Here is a 16,852-nt window from a genome sequence, read left to right on the forward strand (position 1 = left end):
CCGGATTCAGGTATCGCGCTGCACAGCGATGTCGGTCAGGCTCATCAGGGCGGTTTTATAGGCTGAGTCACTGAAACCAGCCAGTTGTTCCCGTGCCAGTGCCGCATGAGCCAGCGCCTTGTCGCGCACATAATCGATGGAGCCGCAGCGATGTACGATGTCGATGATGGCGTCCAGGTCATCCAGTCCGCCCTTGCGAATGGCCTGGCGGATCAATTGGGCTTCGTCCGCGCCGGCATTCTGCATGGCATGGATCAGCGGTAGAGTGGGCTTGCCTTCGGCCAGGTCGTCGCCGACGTTCTTGCCCAGTGTTTCCGTATTGCCGTCGTAATCGAGCACATCGTCGATCAGCTGAAACGCCAACCCCAGATTCAAGCCATAGGCAGCCAGTTTGTCGGTGTTGTCTTCCGATTGCTGATTGATCAGCGCCGCGGTTTCACTTGATGCCTGGAACAGAATCGCAGTCTTACCCTTGATCACATCCATATATTGGGCTTCGGTGGCGTCCGGATTGCGCACATTCATCAGTTGCATGACTTCGCCTTCGGCGATGGTGCGGGTGGCCACCGCGAGGCGGTTCATCACCGGCATGGCACCGATATCGACCAGCAATTCAAACGCCCGGGCATAGAGAAAGTCGCCCACCAGTACGCTGGGAGCGTTGCCCCAGCGCGCATTGGCGGTGGGTCGGCCACGGCGCAGATCGGATGTGTCGACGACATCATCGTGCAACAGGGTGGCGGTGTGCAGGAATTCAATGACGGTTGCCAGCTGATAATGGCGGGTATCAATGCCACCGCTTGCGCCAGCAGCGAGCAGGGTGAGCAGGGGGCGCAGACGTTTGCCACCGCTGCTGATGATGTAGTCGGCGATCTTTTCAACCAGCGGTACGCGGGATTCGAGCTGAGACAATATGGTCTGGTTGACCGCCTCGAACTCCTGACTGACGGTGGCAAATACAGCTTTTTGATCCATGCGGGGGGTCTTTGTGATAAACGCCAGCGGGCGATGCTAGGTAGCCCCTGCGGCCGTGTCAAGAAGCGCTGGCCTGCCGTCGTTGCACAGCGTAGAATGGGGGTTGCTTCCATGCCGCGAAATCCGTATTATTGCGCGCCCTGATCGACCTGCTTCATTCCCTGTTATAGGGTGCTCCCAGCGTAGGCGTTGCCTTTAGACACAGGTTAAGAAATGAACCGCTGCAGGTCGGATTGGTTTTAATCATTGGAGAGATACATGTACGCTGTAATCGTAAGTGGTGGCAAGCAGTACCGCGTCAGCGAAGGCGAGACGTTGAAGCTGGAAAAAATTGAAGCCGAGACCGGTGCTAACATTGATTTTGATAAAATCCTGTTGGTGGTTAACGGTGAGAAAGTGAACATTGGCGCGCCGGTTGTTAAGGGTGCCAAGGTAACTGCCGAGGTGGTTGCTCATGGTCGTCACAAGAAAGTGAAGATCCTGAAGTTCAAGCGTCGTAAGCACCACATGAAGCAAATGGGCCACCGTCAGTGGTTCACTGAAGTTAAAATCACTGGTATTTCAGCATAACGGAGAGAAACCATGGCTCACAAGAAAGCAGGTGGTAGTACTCGTAACGGTCGCGATTCCCAGAGCAAACGCCTTGGCGTTAAAGCCTTCGGTGGTCAGACTGTCACAGCCGGTTCCATCATCATCCGTCAGCGCGGTACCCGTTTTCACGCTGGCAACAATGTTGGCATTGGTAAAGACCACACCCTGTTTGCCAAGGCAGACGGCAAGGTCGAATTTGTTACCAAGGGCGAGCATAGCCGCAAGTTTGTGAACATCGTTGCCTGATTGGCACGTTGACACACTCTGAAAAGCCCTGCCTTGCAGGGCTTTTTTTATGGCTGTTCGAAGGTTGGTGCCGGGAGTTCGTATCGGCTGCCGGGTGGGCCTGTCTAGGGTCGGCGTGAACCCCTCCCTGGGGCCTAGACCGCAGCATCCATGGTGCGGACTCCCCCAGACAGACCTACCCGGCAGCCGACACTTGGTTTGGCGGTTGCCTTAACCCATTATTGATTGAGAAATCCTTGTTCCAATGCCAGGAACCTGAGGATTTTGTACAAATGCTATAGTGACGCTTTGTGGCAATAGCCGCCGAGCAAACAACCCAAATTTCGAGGCCGGTTCAAGTGAGCCGGTCTTTATTCCCCAGAGGCTGATCAGATGAAGTTCGTAGACGAAGCCACAATTACCGTGGAAGCCGGCAAAGGCGGCAATGGCTGTGTCAGCTTCCGGCGGGAAAAGTACATTGAGAAAGGCGGCCCGGACGGCGGCGATGGTGGTCATGGCGGCAGTGTCTATGTTCGTGCCGACGAAAACGTGAACACCCTGATTGATTACCGCTTTGTGCGTCGCTATAACGCCGAGAATGGCGAAGGTGGCAAGGGCCGGGATATGACCGGTCACAAAGGCGCCGATATCACCTTGGTAGTGCCCGTGGGTACCACACTCATTGATGCCGATAGCGAGGAAGTGCTGGCCGATTTGCGCGAGGCGGGTGATGCCGTCAAGGTGGCACAGGGCGGCCATCGCGGTGTGGGTAATACTCGCTTTAAGTCCAGTACAAACCGGGCACCGCGGCAGTTTACCAAAGGCTCCCCCGGCGAAAGCCGGAATTTGCGGCTGGAACTGAAGGTATTGGCCGATGTTGGGCTCCTGGGTCTGCCCAATGCCGGTAAATCGACGCTGATTCGTGCGGTCAGCGCGGCCAAGCCCAAAGTGGCTGACTACCCCTTTACCACCATGGTGCCCAACCTGGGCGTGGTGCGGGTGGATGCGCTGCGGTCCTTTGTGATGGCGGACATTCCCGGGCTGATTGCGGGCGCTTCTGACGGTGCTGGTCTGGGTATCCGGTTTCTGAAGCACCTGGTGCGTACCCGGGTGCTGTTGCACCTGGTCGATATGTACCCCTTTGATGAGTCTACCCCGGCCGAAAATGCCGTCGCCATTGTTAACGAGTTAGAGCAGTTCAGCCCGACACTGGCGCAACGGGAGCGCTGGCTGGTGTTGAACAAGATCGATATGGTGCCCGAGGATGAACGCCAGGCACTGGTCGATTCGGTGGTCTCGGCGCTTGACTGGGAAGGCCCGGTCTATGTGATTTCGGCCATTTCAGCCGAAGGCACCCAGCCGCTGGTGCGCGATTTGATGAACTGGCTTGAAGAGCACCGCGCCGCGCTGGCGGCTGACCCTGATTTGCTGGAAGCAGATACCGAACACCGCGACCAGGTAGAGCGGGAAGCGCGTGAACGCATTCAAACCCTGTCTGAACGCCGACGCAGCAAGCGCAAGGCAGAGCAGGCGGATGACGATGACTTTGACGATGACGACGATGATTATGATGTCGAGGTTGTTTACACCCCCTGATCAGGATAGACGCCTGGGCGTAACCGGATCTGGGTCGGGTGTTTGGCAGATTGCAGAAGGAATCAGGTGTGTCTGAAAGCGTGGTTAGGCATTCGGCCGTAACGGCAGGGCAGCGTTGGGTGGTTAAGATCGGGTCGGCCTTGCTAACCAATGATGGCCGTGGCCTCGATGTGGTGCGCATTCGCCAGTGGGTCGACCAGATGGCAACGTTGCGGGCCAGTGGTGTCGAACTGATACTGGTGTCGTCGGGTGCCGTGGCGGCAGGCATGCATCGGCTGGGCTGGAGCCAGCGACCGGAATCGATGGAGCTGCTGCAAGCCGCCGCCGCGGTGGGGCAGACCAAGCTGGTGCAAACCTATGAAGACCTGTTTCAGCAACACCAGTTGCACACTGCTCAGATTCTGCTGACCCACGAAGACCTCTCTGACCGGCGGCGTTACCTGAACGCGCGCAGTACGCTGCGTGCTTTGCTGCCGCTGCCGGTGATCCCCATCGTCAATGAAAACGACACCGTGGTCACCGATGAAATCCGGTTTGGCGACAACGATACCCTGGGCGCGCTGGTGGCCAATCTGGTTGAGGCCGACGCTCTGATATTGTTGACCGATCAGAACGGCCTCTACACCGCCGACCCCCGGACCAACCCGGATGCCCGACTGCTCAGCCAGGCATCGGCCAGCGACCCGGCCCTGCGGCAAATGGCTACTGGCGGCGGCGCCCTGGGTCGTGGTGGCATGGTCACTAAGGTGCGGGCGGCGAGCCTGGCATCACGCAGTGGAGCGGTAACGGTGATTGCCGGTGGTCGGATCGAGAATGTGCTGTTGCGTTTGCGCCAGGGCGAGGCACTCGGCACCCAGTTGACGCCCGATCTTGAGCCTCTGGCGGCGCGCAAGCAGTGGCTCGCTGGTCAGTTGCAAACTCGGGGTGAACTGGTGCTGGATGCCGGTGCGGTGCGGGCCTTGACCGAGCAGGGCAAGAGCCTGCTGGCCGTGGGCGTGACCGACGCCAAAGGGATGTTTCGCCGGGGTGAATGTGTTTCACTGGTGACCGAACAGGGCGTTGTCATAGGCCGTGGCCTGGTGAATTACGACCGGGACGATGCGATTCGCCTGTGTCGTAAACCTTCGGCGAGCTTTGAGTCAGTGTTGGGCTTTGTGAATGAGCCGGAAATGGTGCATCGCGATAATCTGGTTCTGTTGTAACCATTGTCCCTGCTGAGATGGCGCCCTGTAGGGCTGATCATTACATGGCGGCCGGGCAAGTGTTCATGGGGCAGGGAGATGATTTTTGGTAGATGAACAAGACAGAGCGGAGCTGAACCGCTGTGGCTGGTGCGGGCAAGATTCCCTGTATCAGGCGTATCATGACGAAGTGTGGGGGCGGCCGGTAGCGGATGGCCAGTCACTGTTCGCGAAGCTGTGTCTGGACGGACAGCAGGCCGGACTAAGCTGGATCACCATTTTGCGCAAGCAAGCTGGTTATGAGGCCGCTTTTGCCGATTTTGACCCTGATGCGCTGGTGCATTTTACCGACGCTGACGTTGAGCGGTTGATGGGTGATGCGGGCATCGTGCGCAACCGGCTTAAAATTCAGTCGGTGATACGCAATGCCCGCGCCTACGTCGCCATGCGCGAAGCAGGCGAAGACTTTGCTGGCTTTTTGTGGGGCTTTACCGGCAACCGACCGATCGTCAATGCCTGGCGGGAATTGGCCGAGGTGCCCACCGAAACGGACGAGAGCCGTGCCATGTCCAAGGCTCTCAAGCAGCGCGGGTTCAATTTTGTCGGGCCAACCATTTGTTACGCCTTTATGCAGGCAACCGGCCTGGTGATGGATCATCTGACCGGATGTCATTGTTATCAGGCATGCCGGGAGGAAGCGGAATCCTTCCAATTGCGCCAATAAGGTGACTTTCGACGGCTGTAACCGGGGCCAGAGCCCCTTACACTGAGGCACGTTCTGGTCAGGCTGATCCGAATGCCAAACCGTGCCTGTTATGGGCTTTGAATCTGTTATAAGTGGTGTTTCATGTCTCACAAGCCGCCTTTTTTACCCCCGGCGCTCGGTCTGCTGGTCATGCTGGCCATTTTTTCACTGCATTTTATCAAGCCACTGACACTGCTGTTCCCGAACCCGTGGAATTTTATCGGCCTGATCCCCATTGCACTGGGGGCAGCTCTGAATCTGATTGCGGATCGGGAGCTGCAGCGGGCGGGTGCCTCAGTTGAATTTGGCAACGTTCAGGGGCCTCTGGTCGAGCGTGGGGTGTATCGGCTGAGCCGTAACCCCATGTATCTGGGTCAGCTAATGATCGCTGCGGGCCTGGCCATTTGGGTAGGTACGCTGTCATCCTGGGTGGTATTGCCGGTTTTTGTGTTTGCATTGCACAGACTCTTTATCCGGCCTGAGGAAAAGCGGTTGCTCGAACGGCACGGACCGTCTTACACCGCATATTGTCAACGGGTGCGTCGCTGGCTCTGAAGCCGGCTGAATGCTCCGCGAGCATGTGCTTGGATCACCGACAGGGAGCCTGACATGGGCCAGCGTATGTGGGCGCTTTATCAGCGTATTTTGACAGGGTATACCCTTTGGGTACTCATCGGCCTGGTGCTGGTGATCGGTTTGCTGGCGACTCAGGCGCGTCACTTCAGCCTGGATGCGTCCGCCGATGCATTGCTGCTGGAAGATGACGAGGATCTGGCCCTGTTCCGGGAAACCGCAGAGCGCTATGGGGCTCAGGACTTCCTGGTGATGACCTACACCCCGCCAACATCCCTGTTTTCCGATGCCTCCCTGGCCGGGCTGGAAGACCTGCGTGACGATCTGCGTGATCTGCGGGGTGTTGATTCAGTCCTGACCGTACTGGACGTGCCTCTGCTGTCGAACCCGCCGGTACCCATGACCGAACTGGTCTCGAACATCAAGACGCTGGAGGACCCGGAGACGGACGTCGAGATGGCGCGCACCGAGCTCGCCAACAGCCCCCTCTACGTCAACCTGCTGCTCAATCTGGAAGAAAACACCACCGCCCTGCAAATCAATCTCCCTCGTGATACGACCCGGGAGCAATTGCTGACTTTGCAAGCATCGCTGACCGAACAGGCGGGTACGGCCGAGGTGCCCGATTCGATAGCGGCCGACCTTGAGCGCGTTGAGGTCATGCTCAAGGAACAGAGCAATCGCCGTGCGGCCATGGTCCACGAAACCATTGCTGCGGTGCGAGAGGTCATGGCAGAGCACCAGGACGATGCCCAGCTGTTTCTGGGCGGTGTACCCATGATCGCCGATGACATCATCACCTTCGTGCGCAATGACCTGATCACCTTTGGACTGGGTGTTCTGTTTCTGTTGATCGCCACATTAACCGTGATATTCCGGCAACCGCGCTGGGTGATCATGCCCTTGTTGTGCTGTGGTGCCGTTGTGGTAACCATGCTGGGCATTCTGGGGCTGGGGCGGTGGCCGGTTACGGTCATTTCCAGCAACTTCATCTCCCTGTTGCTGATTCTCACCCTGTCGATGTCGATTCACCTGATCGTGCGTTACCGAGAACTGTTGCGTAAACATCACGACTGGGACCAGGCTCAGTTGGTGATGACGGCGGTCAAGCGCATCGCCGTACCTTGCCTGTATATGGCCCTGACTACCGGGGTGGCCTTTATGTCACTGCTGTTCAGTGGCATCCGCCCGGTGATCAACTTTGGCTGGATGATGTCTCTGGGCATCGCCTGCGCCTTTCTGGTGACCTTTTCGCTGTTCCCGGCATTGCTGCTGCTGGCGGGGAAAGATCAGCGCACTGCCGAAAAATCATCGGGTGGCAAAACCACTCGCTTGCTGGCCCGCATTACCCTTAAATCCGGCAATGCGGTGCTGGTAACCAGCCTGGCGTTGGCAGCGTTCACGGTGATAGGTATTACCCGACTGGTCGTCGAAAACAGCTTCATCGACTATTTCGATCAAAGTACTGACATCTACCAGGGCATGACGGTCATCGACGAGCGTCTGGGTGGCACGACCCCCCTGGAAGTGCTGATTAATTTCGAGGACGTACCGGAGCGGGATTCTGCTAGCCAGCCAGCTGAGGAGGAACCGGAAGGCTTTGTAGACGAAGGGTTCGTAAACGAAGGCTTCGCCGAAGAGGATGGATTCGTCGACGAGGGGTTTGGCAGTGGTGGTGCGTCGGTAGGCAGTTTCAGCGACGACTTTGGGGCGGAAGATGACCCGGAGAAATACTGGTACACCCAGTCAAAAGTGGCACGCATCAAGGCGATGCACCGTTACCTGGATGAACAGCCGGAAACCGGGAAGGTCTTGTCGCTGGCCACCATGATCGAAATTGCCGAAGGCTTTAACGACGATGAGGCGCTGACGAACGTACAGCTGGCGCTGCTGTATACCGTTATCCCGAGTGAATTTCGGGACCTGGTCATCGACCCCTATGTCTCGGTAGAGCATAACCAGGCGCGACTGAACGTTCGCATTCTGGATTCAATGGATGGCCTGAAGCGCAACGCCTTTCTGGAGCGGATCGAACGGGATGCCGTTGAAGAACTGGGCTTTGAGCCGGGTCAGATACAGCTGACCGGCATGATGGTGTTGTACAACAACATGCTGCAAAGCCTGTTTGGCTCTCAGGTTCTGACGCTGGGCGTGGTGTTTCTGGGCATTCTGCTGATGTTTCTGATTCTGTTCCGAAGCTTCAAGCTCAGCTTGCTGGCAATGGCGCCCAATCTGTTGGCGGCGACCTTTGTGCTCGGCATCATGGGCTGGTTTGGCATTCCGCTGGATATGATGACCATCACCATCGCCAGCATTACCATCGGCATGGCCGTCGACAACACCATTCATTACCTGGTTCGGTACAAGCGTGAATTCGCCAAAGACGGTGACTATGTGCGGGCGCTGTCGCGCAGCCACAACACCATCGGCAAGGCCATGTTCTATACCTCCCTGACCATCATTCTGGGCTTCTCCATTCTGATGATGTCGAACTTCCGCCCGACCCTGTATTTTGGGCTGCTAACCGCCCTTGCGATGGCTGTGGCTCTGCTGGGTTCACTAACCCTGCTGCCGCGTCTTATTGTGCTGACCCGGCCTTTCGGGACCATTGAAGGGCATCACCGCACCGAGGACTGACCGTTCAGTCGGTTTGCCGGTATGGATGTGCCAGGCGGGCCGGGTCGAGCAGAGATTCCAGCTCTTCCCGGCTCAGGTCGGTTTTTTCCAGGGCGACTTCGATGATGGGCCGGTTGTCGGCATAGGCGATTTTTGCGACCTCCGCTGCTTTCAGATAACCCAGGGCCGGATTCAGCGCGGTGACCAGAATCGGGTTGCGGTGCAGCGGCCCGGATAGGGCCTCGTGATTCACCTTCAGATCATCGATGACCTTGTGCGCCAGGTGTTCGCAGCTCTGGCTCAGCAATGCAATGCTGTCGAGCAGGTTGCGGGCGATCAGCGGCAGGCTGACGTTTAGCTGGAAATTTCCGGACTGGGCACCCAGTGTGATGGCCGTATCGTGGCCGATAACCTGATAGCAGGCCATCAGCACGGCCTCCGGAATCACCGGATTGACCTTCCCTGGCATGATGCTGCTGCCCGGCTGCAGGGCCGGCAGCACGACTTCCCCCAAACCGGCCAGCGGGCCACTGTTCATCCAGCGCAGATCGTTGCTGATCTTGATCAGGCTGGTCGCCAGTCCTTTAAGCAAACCCGATGCCTCAACCGAGACATCCTGGGTGCTGATGCCGTAGAAGGCGTTGTTGTGCGGGCAAAAATCGTTGGCAATCTGCAGGTTCAGATGCCGGCAAGCCAGCTCGGCAAAGCCTTGGGGGGCGTTGATGCCGGTGCCGATGGCGGTTCCTCCCAGTGGCAAGGCCTTGAGTCTGGGCAGACACTGATTGATACGACGCTGGCAGCTGTCCAGCGCTTCAATCCAGGCAGAGAACTCCTGCTCCAGCGTCAGCGGCATGGCATCCATCAGGTGAGTGCGGCCTGTTTTGACCACCTCTCTGTGCGCATCACCCTGCTGGCTCAGGCTGTTTTTGAGCGCGGTGATGGCCGGCAGCAGGTCCTCTTCCAGTGCGAGAGCCGTGCTGATCTGTATCGCCGCCGGAATGGTGTCGTTGCTGCTCTGGCTGGCATTGACGTCATCGTTGGGGCTGATGTCGAGGCCGCTGGCCGTCGCGGCCAGGCGGGCAACCACTTCGTTGACGTTCATGTTGGTGCTGGTGCCAGAGCCAGTTTGAAACACGTCGACCGGGAACTGGTGGCCATTGTTGTGTTTGCGGGCTTCGAGGCAGGCGTTTTGAATGGCGCTCGCTTTGTCTCCGGCAATAACCCCCAGTTCTGTATTAGCCCCCGCAGCGGCGGCCTTGATGGCAAGGCAGGCTTCGATGAAGCGGGGTGGCATCACCTCGCCGGACAGTCCGAAATTGGACAGCGCCCGGGCGGTCTGGGCGCCGTACAGTACGTCGTCGGGAACGGACATTTCGCCAAAGCTGTCTTTTTCGATGCGCATGGCTGCAACTCCAATGGTCAGGTTTGCACACAGTCTAGCAGGCTGTTGAAATTCGCAGAATTTAAGCAACCTGCTGCCGGAACATGGATGTTCCGGCAAGATCGATGAGTGCTAAATCATTGATCTTGAGAGAGAAGTAAAAATCGCAATTTTTGGTTCTCGTGTTTTGAAAAAGGCAGGACGCCTTTTTCAACAACCTACTAGAGTTCTGAACCGGGATGTCCAATCAGGCGGGCTGGCAAAAACAGGAGAGGGGCGGGTCTGGATGGCAGACCCGCAGGATTCAGTCGGTCTGGGGTTGCAGTCGGTTCACCTCAAAAGCGCGAACCCGGCGGTTATCGGCATTCACGACCCGGATCAGCAATTCGCCCAGGGTGATGGATTCGTCACGCTGGGGCACCTTGCCAAACTGATGCATAACGATGCCACCGATGGTATCGAATTCCTCATCACTCAGTTCGGTCGAGAAATGTTCATTGAAGTCTTCAATCGGGGTCAGTGCCTGAACCAGAAAGCCGCCATTGCCGTTGGGGCGAATGTTGGCATCGACGGTGTCGTCGTGTTCGTCTTCAATCTCCCCGACGATCTCTTCGAGTACGTCTTCAATGGTGACCAGGCCCGCGGTCTGCCCGTATTCGTCAACCACCACCGCCATGTGGTTGCGGTTGCTGCGGAAGTCTTTAAGCAGGACGTTGAGGCGCTTGCTTTCCGGCACGAAGTTGACGTTGCGGATGATGGTGTTCAACCGCTTTTTCATGTCATCCAGATCAAACTGGGTTTGCAGGCCAAGGCCAAGCAGGTCTTTGGCCAACAGCACCCCGACCACTTCGTCGGAGTTTTCGCCCAGTACCGGGAAACGGGAGTGTCCGGACTCCACGATCAGCGATAGCCAGTGCTGAATACTGTCGTTGGTTTCCAGGCTGACCACCTGGGAACGGGGGATCATGATATCCCTGACGTGCATGTCCGAGACATTCAGCGCGCCTTCGATGATTTTGAAGGCTTCGTTATCCAGAATGTCGTTTTCCTGTGCGCTGTTCAGGATAGTGAGCAAATCGTCGCGATCTTTGGGCTCCCCGGTGAAGGCATCCGACAGGCGTTCCAGCCAGGATTTCCTACCGGGGTTGCTACTCGTGGGTCGTTCGTCGCTCATGCTAGTGCGTGTCCTCTGCAAATGTTTCCCGGGTCAGTCCGCCCATTATAGGGGGGGGGTGCCGGTCGGCAAGTGGTTCTCAAGCCAGTAAGGGTCGGGGATGTCGAGCGTCGCGAGAATGCGGCGCTCCAGTGATTCCATGATCTCGGCTTCAGCCGGGTCAATGTGGTCGTACCCCAGTAAATGCAAGGTACCATGGACCACCATGTGCGCCCAGTGATGTGCAACAGGCTTGCCCTGTTCGGCCGCTTCGCGGGCCACCACGGGCGCGCAGATGATCAGGTCTCCGAGCAGGGCATTAACCTCGGGGTCGTCTATGCCCGGAGGCAGTTCAAACGGGAACGACAGTACATTGGTAGGTGCATCCTTGCCCCGGTAGTCATGGTTGAGCTGCTGGCTTTCCGGGTCATCAACCAGGCGAATGGTCAGGCTGGCGGCGTCTTGTTCGCCTTTGAGAGCCGTGGCGACCCAGAGCAGCAGGTCATCGAAAGCGGGCAGGTCTGCGGCGTCGGATGCGACCTGGAGATCCAGGTCGACGACGGCCGCTAAAGCCGGGTTAGCGTTCATGGCGGCGGTCAGCTGTCTCCGTGCGCGTCATAGGCGTCGACAATGCGCTGTACCAGCGGGTGACGCACAATGTCTTTGGAGCCAAAGCGGGTAACGCTGATATCGCTGACGCCATCAAGGACTTTAAGGGCATGGGCTAGGCCAGACTGGTTGCCCCGGGGCAGGTCGACCTGTGTCGGGTCGCCATTGATGACCGCGGTGGAACCAAAGCCGATGCGGGTCAGGAACATTTTCATCTGTTCCTTAGTGGTGTTCTGGCTTTCGTCGAGAATAATGAACGCATTGCTCAGCGTTCGACCACGCATGTAAGCCAAAGGCGCCACTTCAATGACGTTGCGTTCAATCAGGCGATCGACTTTTTCCAGGCCGAGCATTTCGTAGAGTGCGTCGTACAACGGGCGCAGGTATGGGTCGACTTTCTGGCTAAGATCTCCGGGCAGAAAGCCCAGCTTTTCGCCCGCTTCCACGGCAGGCCGGACCAGAATAATGCGTTTGACCTGGTCTTTCTGCAGCGCCTGCACGGCGCAGGCGACGGCCAGAAAGGTCTTGCCGGTACCGGCCGGGCCGACGCCAAAGTTGATATCGTGGGTCAGCACGCTGTGCACATAGGCCCGCTGATTGGGCCCGCGCGGTTTGACCACGGATTTGGGCGTGTGCAGCACGTAGAGTTTGTGCTCGTGCAGCTGCGCCCCTTCCTGCTCACTCAGGGTTTCGACCTCGGACTGCTGTAAATAGAGGTTCACCGTATCAGGCAGTAAGTCTTTGCCACCCTTGGTCTCCCGATACAGCCGCTTGATGATGTCTTCGGCCGCCGCAACACTGCCGCCGTCACCGGCCAGTTCGAAGCGATTGCCACGATTATTGACGCGAATGTCCAGGCGATCTTCAATCTGCCGGAGGTTGTCGTTGGCCAGGCCGCACAGGCTGGCCAGTCGCTGGGGATTATCGGGTTGCAGCTCAAAGTGCCGCAGATCGGACGCTGCTGTTGCAGCCTCAAGATTAGACGGGGTAGTCAAAGTGTTCTGGTTCCTCTCACGTTGCGCTGTAAACAGCGGAATAAGCTAAGAATACGCCGCATCCCTGCCATGTCAAAAAGTCGATTACCGTGGTAACTATTTATTACTCAGCCACCATTGTGTTCGTTAATTTTACCTTTGTGCCGGGAGTTCGTGCCAGCCACCGGGTGAGTCTATCCGGGGTCGGCGTAAACCCTTCCATGGGGCCTAGGCTTCGGCATCCATGCCTCAGACTACCCCGGAAAGACTCACCCGGTAGCCGGCACTTGGCCTGCGTCTAAATTCAAGGTCTTATTGACTAGCTCACAGGCCAGATACTTTTCTTTTAACCACCCATCCCTAAAAGACCTAAGGCTAAAGGCAAGTTAGGAATACCGGCAAGGTGAGTATCGGGTGCCGGGTGGGCCTATCAGGGGAAGTCCGCAGCATGGATGCTGCGGTCTAGGCCCCATGGACGGGTCTACGCCGACCCCTGATAGGCCCACCCGGTGCCCGATACGGACTCATGTCTCAAGTGAGGTTCAACTGTCAAGTAAACCACCGATCCTTAATAGGCCAGGTCAGTATTGATAACCTCACCGCGCAGGCTGTTGGCGAAGGCCTCGGTAATACGGACCTGCACGAACTTTCCGATCAATTCGTCGTCGCTATGTTCAAAGAACGTTGGTCGGTTGTTTTCTGTGCGGCCCTGCAGCTCGGCCGGGTTGCGCTTGGAGCGCTCGCTGACCAGTATGGTTTGGGTGCTGCCGACCATGCGGCGGCTGATCTGGGCCGCTTGCTGGATGATTCTGTCTTGCAAAATGGCCAGACGTTGCTTTTTGGTGGCCTCGGGCGTTGTGTCTTCCAGATTGGCTGCCGGGGTACCGGGCCTTGGGCTGTACACGAAGCTGAAGCTGTGGTCGAAGCCAATGTTCTGAATCAGGTTCATGGTGGCTTCGAAGTCGGCTTCGGTTTCGCCCGGGAAACCGATGATGAAGTCAGACGAGAAGCTGATGTCCGGGCGATTGACGCGGATGCGCTCCATTTTTTCGATGTATTCCGCTGCGGTGTGACCGCGCTTCATCGCGCTCAATATCGTGTCTGAACCGCTTTGTACGGGCAGGTGCAGGTGGCTGACCAGTTCCGGTACGTCGAGGTAGGCGTCTACCAGCGAGTCGGTGAACTCGACCGGGTGGCTGGTGGTGAAGCGAATGCGGTCGATGCCGTCAATGCGGGCAGCCAGGGTGATCAGCTCGGCCAGGTCGGCTTCGCCGCCGTCGTGGCGCGGGCCGCGGTAGGCATTGACGTTCTGGCCCAGGAAGTTGATTTCCCGCACGCCCTGTTCCGCCAGTTGGACGACTTCGGTGATGACGTCATCGAACGGGCGGCTGACTTCCTCGCCCCTTGTATAAGGCACAACGCAGAAGGTGCAGTATTTTGAACAGCCTTCCATCACGGAAACAAAGGCCGTCACACCGTCGCTTTTCGGGGCGGGCAAGTGGTCGAATTTCTCGATTTCCGGAAAAGTCACATCAACCATGGCAATGCGGTTGCCGGCGGCATTGGCAACCTGGCCTGAGGAGGCATCGAGCATTTGCGGCAGACGATGCAAGGTCTGAGGACCAAAAATCATATCAACGTAGGGCGCACGGTCGGATATCGCCTGGCCCTCCTGGGAGGCCACGCAGCCGCCAACCCCGATCTTAAGGTCCGGGTTCTTGGCTTTCAGCTTTTTCCAGCGGCCCAGCTGATGGAACACCTTGTCCTGTGCTTTTTCACGGATGGAACAGGTGTTCAGCAGCAGCACGTCGGCCTCATCGGCGTTGTCGGTCAGGGTGTAACCGTGGCTGTCGCCCAACAGGTCGGCCATGCGCGACGAATCGTATTCGTTCATCTGGCAGCCGTGCGTTTTGATAAAGAGTTTTTTGGTCATGAGCCTGCAGTTTTGGTGAACAGGAGCGCCAGCGAGGCCGACGCTCAAAAGGGGCGCAGATTATACGCATAACCGGGCGCCGACCCAACCATCCGGTGCACAGAATTCAGGCAGATTGAGGCGCGGTGCCCCTGGCTATTGAATAAGACCTCTGCAGAGCCCATATTGCTGGGATGAATGAGGCAGCGGGCACTGGTGTTCCGCTGTTGAGAACCCCAAGCATCAGTCAGGACGTTACCCGGCAATGAAACAACCCAAGGCCATTTACAGAGTGTCCTTTATTAATCAGGACAAGGTGTACGAAGTGTATTGTGAACAGGTCTATCAAAGTGACTTGTATGGCTTTATCGAGATCGAGGAGCTGATTTTTGGCGAGCGCAGCCAGTTGCTAGTGGATCCGGGTGAAGAACGGCTGAAAAAAGAATTCAGTGGTGTAAAGCGCAGCTTCATTCCGATGCATTCCATTACCCGCATTGACGAGGTTGAGCAGGAAGGCGTCGCCAAAATAAGCGATAGCAAGGGCGGGCCGGTCATCGCATTTCCGGCATCGGGACCATCAAAACGCAGTTAGAATGCACGGTTACTGTGAATCTGACGGCATTTACACGACAACGACATGGGTTTTGACTGGCCGCCGGGTTCAATAAGGCTATACTTCAGATGATCACCCAAGGTGATAGGGCCAACCGGGGTTGGCAAATGCACCCGTTATGAGGGTTAAACGATGACCGTACTGTTGTTGACGATGTTGCTGGGGGCTGTTGCCTGGCGGGTATACAGCCAGGGTACGGCAGTAAAGCCGGAACCTATCCGGGTGAAACAGGACGAGACCCGTCGCCGGCGGTAACGCCCGATGCTGTCTTGCTGAAAACAGAGGCCCCGCGAGCGGGCCTCATGCCTGCGTCGTTCTGATGCAGCGCTATTAACGACCTCTGTTCATTAAGGTCCGGGCCTCGTTAAACCGAGTCAGCCCGGGCGTTGTCTTGTGCAGTCTTCAGACTGAGCTTGTGCCAGAGTAGGGTGGCTGACAATACCGCCAGAGCCGGCACCGTGGCATACAGTAATATTTCCCAGCTAAACCGGAACAGTAACCAGGCTGCGCCCAGCGTGGCCAGTGCCTGGGCGCCAAACACCAGAAATTCATTCACCGCCTGAACCCTGAACCGCTCCGAGTCCTGATAGGCTCTGGGCAGTAGGGTGGTGCCTGAGACAAACAGGAAGTTCCAACCCACGCCCAGCAGGATCAGGCTGATGGTGTAATGACTGACGCCATGCCCGCTAAGCCCGGCAATGATCATCAGGGCGTAGATGAACAGCCCTAGCACCAGTAAACGCTCCGGTCCAAATCGGCGAATTAGCCAACTTGTAGCCAGAGACGGCAGGAACATCGCAAGAATGTGAGCCTGGATCGCGGTTTTGGTGGCGTGCAGGCTGTGCTGATCCATATCGTGCATACTCAGCGGCGCCGCCGTCATCACCAGTGTCATTACACTGTAGGATATCGCCCCAGCCAACAAGGCCAGCCACAGTACCGGCTGTTGCAGCAAGGAACCCCAGGGCCGACCGACCGATTGTTTAACAGGTGCCTGGTAGGGCAGGTCCCGGTAGGCGAACACCACTAAAACGGTGACCCCTAGCAGCACGCCTGCCAGCAACAGGAAGGCACCAGCGTAGGGAACACCCAGCAGGGATTCTCCGAGCGCACCGAGTTCGGGGCCAACCAGAGCAGCAAATATGCCGCCAAGCAGCAGCCAGGAAACAGCTTGTCCCTGGTGTTCAGGCGCCACCCGCTCCATGGCGGCAAAGCGAAACTGGTTAACAAATGCCATATTGAAGCCGAGGCCGCCGGTCGCTACCAGTAACAGTACAAAGCTCTGGGCATAAATGGCCACTATGGCAATGCCGCATGACGCCAGCGACACCAGGTTACCGATGAGAAAGCCCTTCTTCCGACCCAGATGTTGCATGATCATGGCGGTCGGGAAGGTACTGAAGGCCGTGGTTATGACCAGTACCGACAAGGGCAGGGTAGCCAGTTGCGGATTGGGGGCGAGTTGGGTGCCGATCAGGCCACCGATCAGAATGACCATGGGCGGCGCGCACATCGACAGCGCCTGCATGGCGATCAGAGTCCAGAGGGCGGGGCTTGGTTTGTTCATCGTGGTTTACTCTTTCCTGATTAGCCTTTCTTACAGTGTTTAGACCTTCCCCCAGTGGGAAAGTCAAGTGATCCAATACGGCAAGCTATCTCGAACCCTGTGTGACCGGAGTGAGTGTTGGTTGATTATCGTACAGGTCAC

The 16,852-nt window shown here is 57.4% G+C and carries 15 protein-coding genes; 8 read left to right on the forward strand and 7 right to left on the reverse strand.

All coding sequences use genetic code 11. From position 1 onward, the window contains the following. Positions 1–6: 6 nt before the first annotated feature. On the reverse strand, positions 7–975 hold the full coding sequence (locus ACHUE7_RS05670) for a polyprenyl synthetase family protein (protein WP_348477256.1): 969 nt from the start codon (positions 973–975) through the stop codon (positions 7–9). A 258-nt stretch (positions 976–1,233) separates the two neighbouring features. Between ACHUE7_RS05670 and rplU the strand changes: the two genes are divergently transcribed. From rplU to ACHUE7_RS05705, 7 genes are all read left to right on the forward strand, one after another. Then, the gene (gene rplU, locus ACHUE7_RS05675) at positions 1,234–1,545 is read left to right on the forward strand and encodes a 50S ribosomal protein L21 (protein ID WP_394169104.1); all 312 of its coding nucleotides are present in this window, start codon (positions 1,234–1,236) and stop codon (positions 1,543–1,545) included. Between the two features lie 12 nt (positions 1,546–1,557). Further along, on the forward strand, positions 1,558–1,812 hold the full coding sequence (gene rpmA / locus ACHUE7_RS05680) for a 50S ribosomal protein L27 (protein WP_127556322.1): 255 nt from the start codon (positions 1,558–1,560) through the stop codon (positions 1,810–1,812). 372 nt (positions 1,813–2,184) lie between these two features. Continuing rightward, entirely contained in the window at positions 2,185–3,387 is a 1,203-nt protein-coding gene (gene cgtA, locus ACHUE7_RS05685) for an Obg family GTPase CgtA (RefSeq protein WP_394169105.1), read from the forward strand. A gap of 68 nt (positions 3,388–3,455) precedes the next feature. Next, complete coding sequence (proB, locus tag ACHUE7_RS05690) at positions 3,456–4,589, forward strand: glutamate 5-kinase (RefSeq protein WP_394169106.1); 1,134 nt, start codon at positions 3,456–3,458, stop codon at positions 4,587–4,589. An 85-nt stretch (positions 4,590–4,674) separates the two neighbouring features. Next, the gene (locus tag ACHUE7_RS05695) at positions 4,675–5,292 is read left to right on the forward strand and encodes a DNA-3-methyladenine glycosylase I (protein WP_394169107.1); all 618 of its coding nucleotides are present in this window, start codon (positions 4,675–4,677) and stop codon (positions 5,290–5,292) included. A gap of 123 nt (positions 5,293–5,415) precedes the next feature. Next, positions 5,416–5,868: a methyltransferase family protein gene (locus tag ACHUE7_RS05700; RefSeq protein ID WP_394169108.1), complete on the forward strand. Its 453-nt coding sequence runs from the start codon at positions 5,416–5,418 to the stop codon at positions 5,866–5,868. A 54-nt stretch (positions 5,869–5,922) separates the two neighbouring features. Next, on the forward strand, positions 5,923–8,523 hold the full coding sequence (locus tag ACHUE7_RS05705) for an efflux RND transporter permease subunit (RefSeq protein ID WP_394169109.1): 2,601 nt from the start codon (positions 5,923–5,925) through the stop codon (positions 8,521–8,523). A gap of 4 nt (positions 8,524–8,527) precedes the next feature. On the opposite strand, the gene ACHUE7_RS05710 is transcribed toward ACHUE7_RS05705, so the two are convergent. The 5 genes from ACHUE7_RS05710 to miaB all read right to left on the reverse strand — a co-directional run bounded on the left by ACHUE7_RS05710 (position 8,528) and on the right by miaB (position 14,552). Then, positions 8,528–9,904: a class II fumarate hydratase gene (locus ACHUE7_RS05710; protein ID WP_394169110.1), complete on the reverse strand. Its 1,377-nt coding sequence runs from the start codon at positions 9,902–9,904 to the stop codon at positions 8,528–8,530. A 283-nt stretch (positions 9,905–10,187) separates the two neighbouring features. Beyond that, on the reverse strand, positions 10,188–11,057 hold the full coding sequence (locus ACHUE7_RS05715) for an HlyC/CorC family transporter (RefSeq protein ID WP_348477267.1): 870 nt from the start codon (positions 11,055–11,057) through the stop codon (positions 10,188–10,190). Positions 11,058–11,102: 45 nt separating this feature from the next. Continuing rightward, positions 11,103–11,624, reverse strand: a complete 522-nt coding sequence (ybeY, locus tag ACHUE7_RS05720; protein WP_394169111.1) for an rRNA maturation RNase YbeY — start codon at positions 11,622–11,624, stop codon at positions 11,103–11,105. An 8-nt stretch (positions 11,625–11,632) separates the two neighbouring features. Further along, positions 11,633–12,640 (reverse strand): PhoH family protein, encoded by a 1,008-nt coding sequence (locus ACHUE7_RS05725; RefSeq protein WP_348477269.1) that lies wholly within the window; start codon positions 12,638–12,640, stop codon positions 11,633–11,635. Between the two features lie 547 nt (positions 12,641–13,187). Further along, positions 13,188–14,552 (reverse strand): tRNA (N6-isopentenyl adenosine(37)-C2)-methylthiotransferase MiaB, encoded by a 1,365-nt coding sequence (miaB, locus tag ACHUE7_RS05730; protein WP_394169112.1) that lies wholly within the window; start codon positions 14,550–14,552, stop codon positions 13,188–13,190. Positions 14,553–14,796: 244 nt separating this feature from the next. Between miaB and ACHUE7_RS05735 the strand changes: the two genes are divergently transcribed. Beyond that, complete coding sequence (locus ACHUE7_RS05735; RefSeq protein ID WP_127556313.1) at positions 14,797–15,123, forward strand: DUF1820 family protein; 327 nt, start codon at positions 14,797–14,799, stop codon at positions 15,121–15,123. Positions 15,124–15,508: 385 nt separating this feature from the next. Here the strand turns inward: ACHUE7_RS05735 and ACHUE7_RS05740 are convergent, their stop codons facing one another. Beyond that, a complete protein-coding gene (locus tag ACHUE7_RS05740; protein ID WP_394169113.1) occupies positions 15,509–16,711 on the reverse strand; it encodes an MFS transporter in 1,203 nt (400 codons plus the stop codon). Positions 16,712–16,852 lie beyond the last annotated feature (141 nt).

Source organism: Saccharospirillum alexandrii (assembly GCF_043641555.1).
GTDB classification, from domain to species: domain Bacteria; phylum Pseudomonadota; class Gammaproteobacteria; order Pseudomonadales; family Natronospirillaceae; genus Saccharospirillum; species Saccharospirillum alexandrii_A.

Excerpts from the sequence above, each read along its gene's own strand:
- ACHUE7_RS05670 (WP_348477256.1), bottom strand. The coding sequence starts at position 975 with ATGGATCAAAAAGCTGTATTTGCCACCGTCAGTCAGGAGTTCGAGGCG.
- rplU (WP_394169104.1), top strand. The coding sequence starts at position 1,234 with ATGTACGCTGTAATCGTAAGTGGTGGCAAGCAGTACCGCGTCAGCGAA.
- rpmA (WP_127556322.1), top strand. The coding sequence starts at position 1,558 with ATGGCTCACAAGAAAGCAGGTGGTAGTACTCGTAACGGTCGCGATTCC.
- cgtA (WP_394169105.1), top strand. The coding sequence starts at position 2,185 with ATGAAGTTCGTAGACGAAGCCACAATTACCGTGGAAGCCGGCAAAGGC.
- ACHUE7_RS05700 (WP_394169108.1), top strand. The coding sequence starts at position 5,416 with ATGTCTCACAAGCCGCCTTTTTTACCCCCGGCGCTCGGTCTGCTGGTC.
- ACHUE7_RS05705 (WP_394169109.1), top strand. The coding sequence starts at position 5,923 with ATGGGCCAGCGTATGTGGGCGCTTTATCAGCGTATTTTGACAGGGTAT.
- ACHUE7_RS05710 (WP_394169110.1), bottom strand. The coding sequence starts at position 9,904 with ATGCGCATCGAAAAAGACAGCTTTGGCGAAATGTCCGTTCCCGACGAC.
- ACHUE7_RS05715 (WP_348477267.1), bottom strand. The coding sequence starts at position 11,057 with ATGAGCGACGAACGACCCACGAGTAGCAACCCCGGTAGGAAATCCTGG.
- ybeY (WP_394169111.1), bottom strand. The coding sequence starts at position 11,624 with ATGAACGCTAACCCGGCTTTAGCGGCCGTCGTCGACCTGGATCTCCAG.
- miaB (WP_394169112.1), bottom strand. The coding sequence starts at position 14,552 with ATGACCAAAAAACTCTTTATCAAAACGCACGGCTGCCAGATGAACGAA.
- ACHUE7_RS05735 (WP_127556313.1), top strand. The coding sequence starts at position 14,797 with ATGAAACAACCCAAGGCCATTTACAGAGTGTCCTTTATTAATCAGGAC.
- ACHUE7_RS05740 (WP_394169113.1), bottom strand. The coding sequence starts at position 16,711 with ATGAACAAACCAAGCCCCGCCCTCTGGACTCTGATCGCCATGCAGGCG.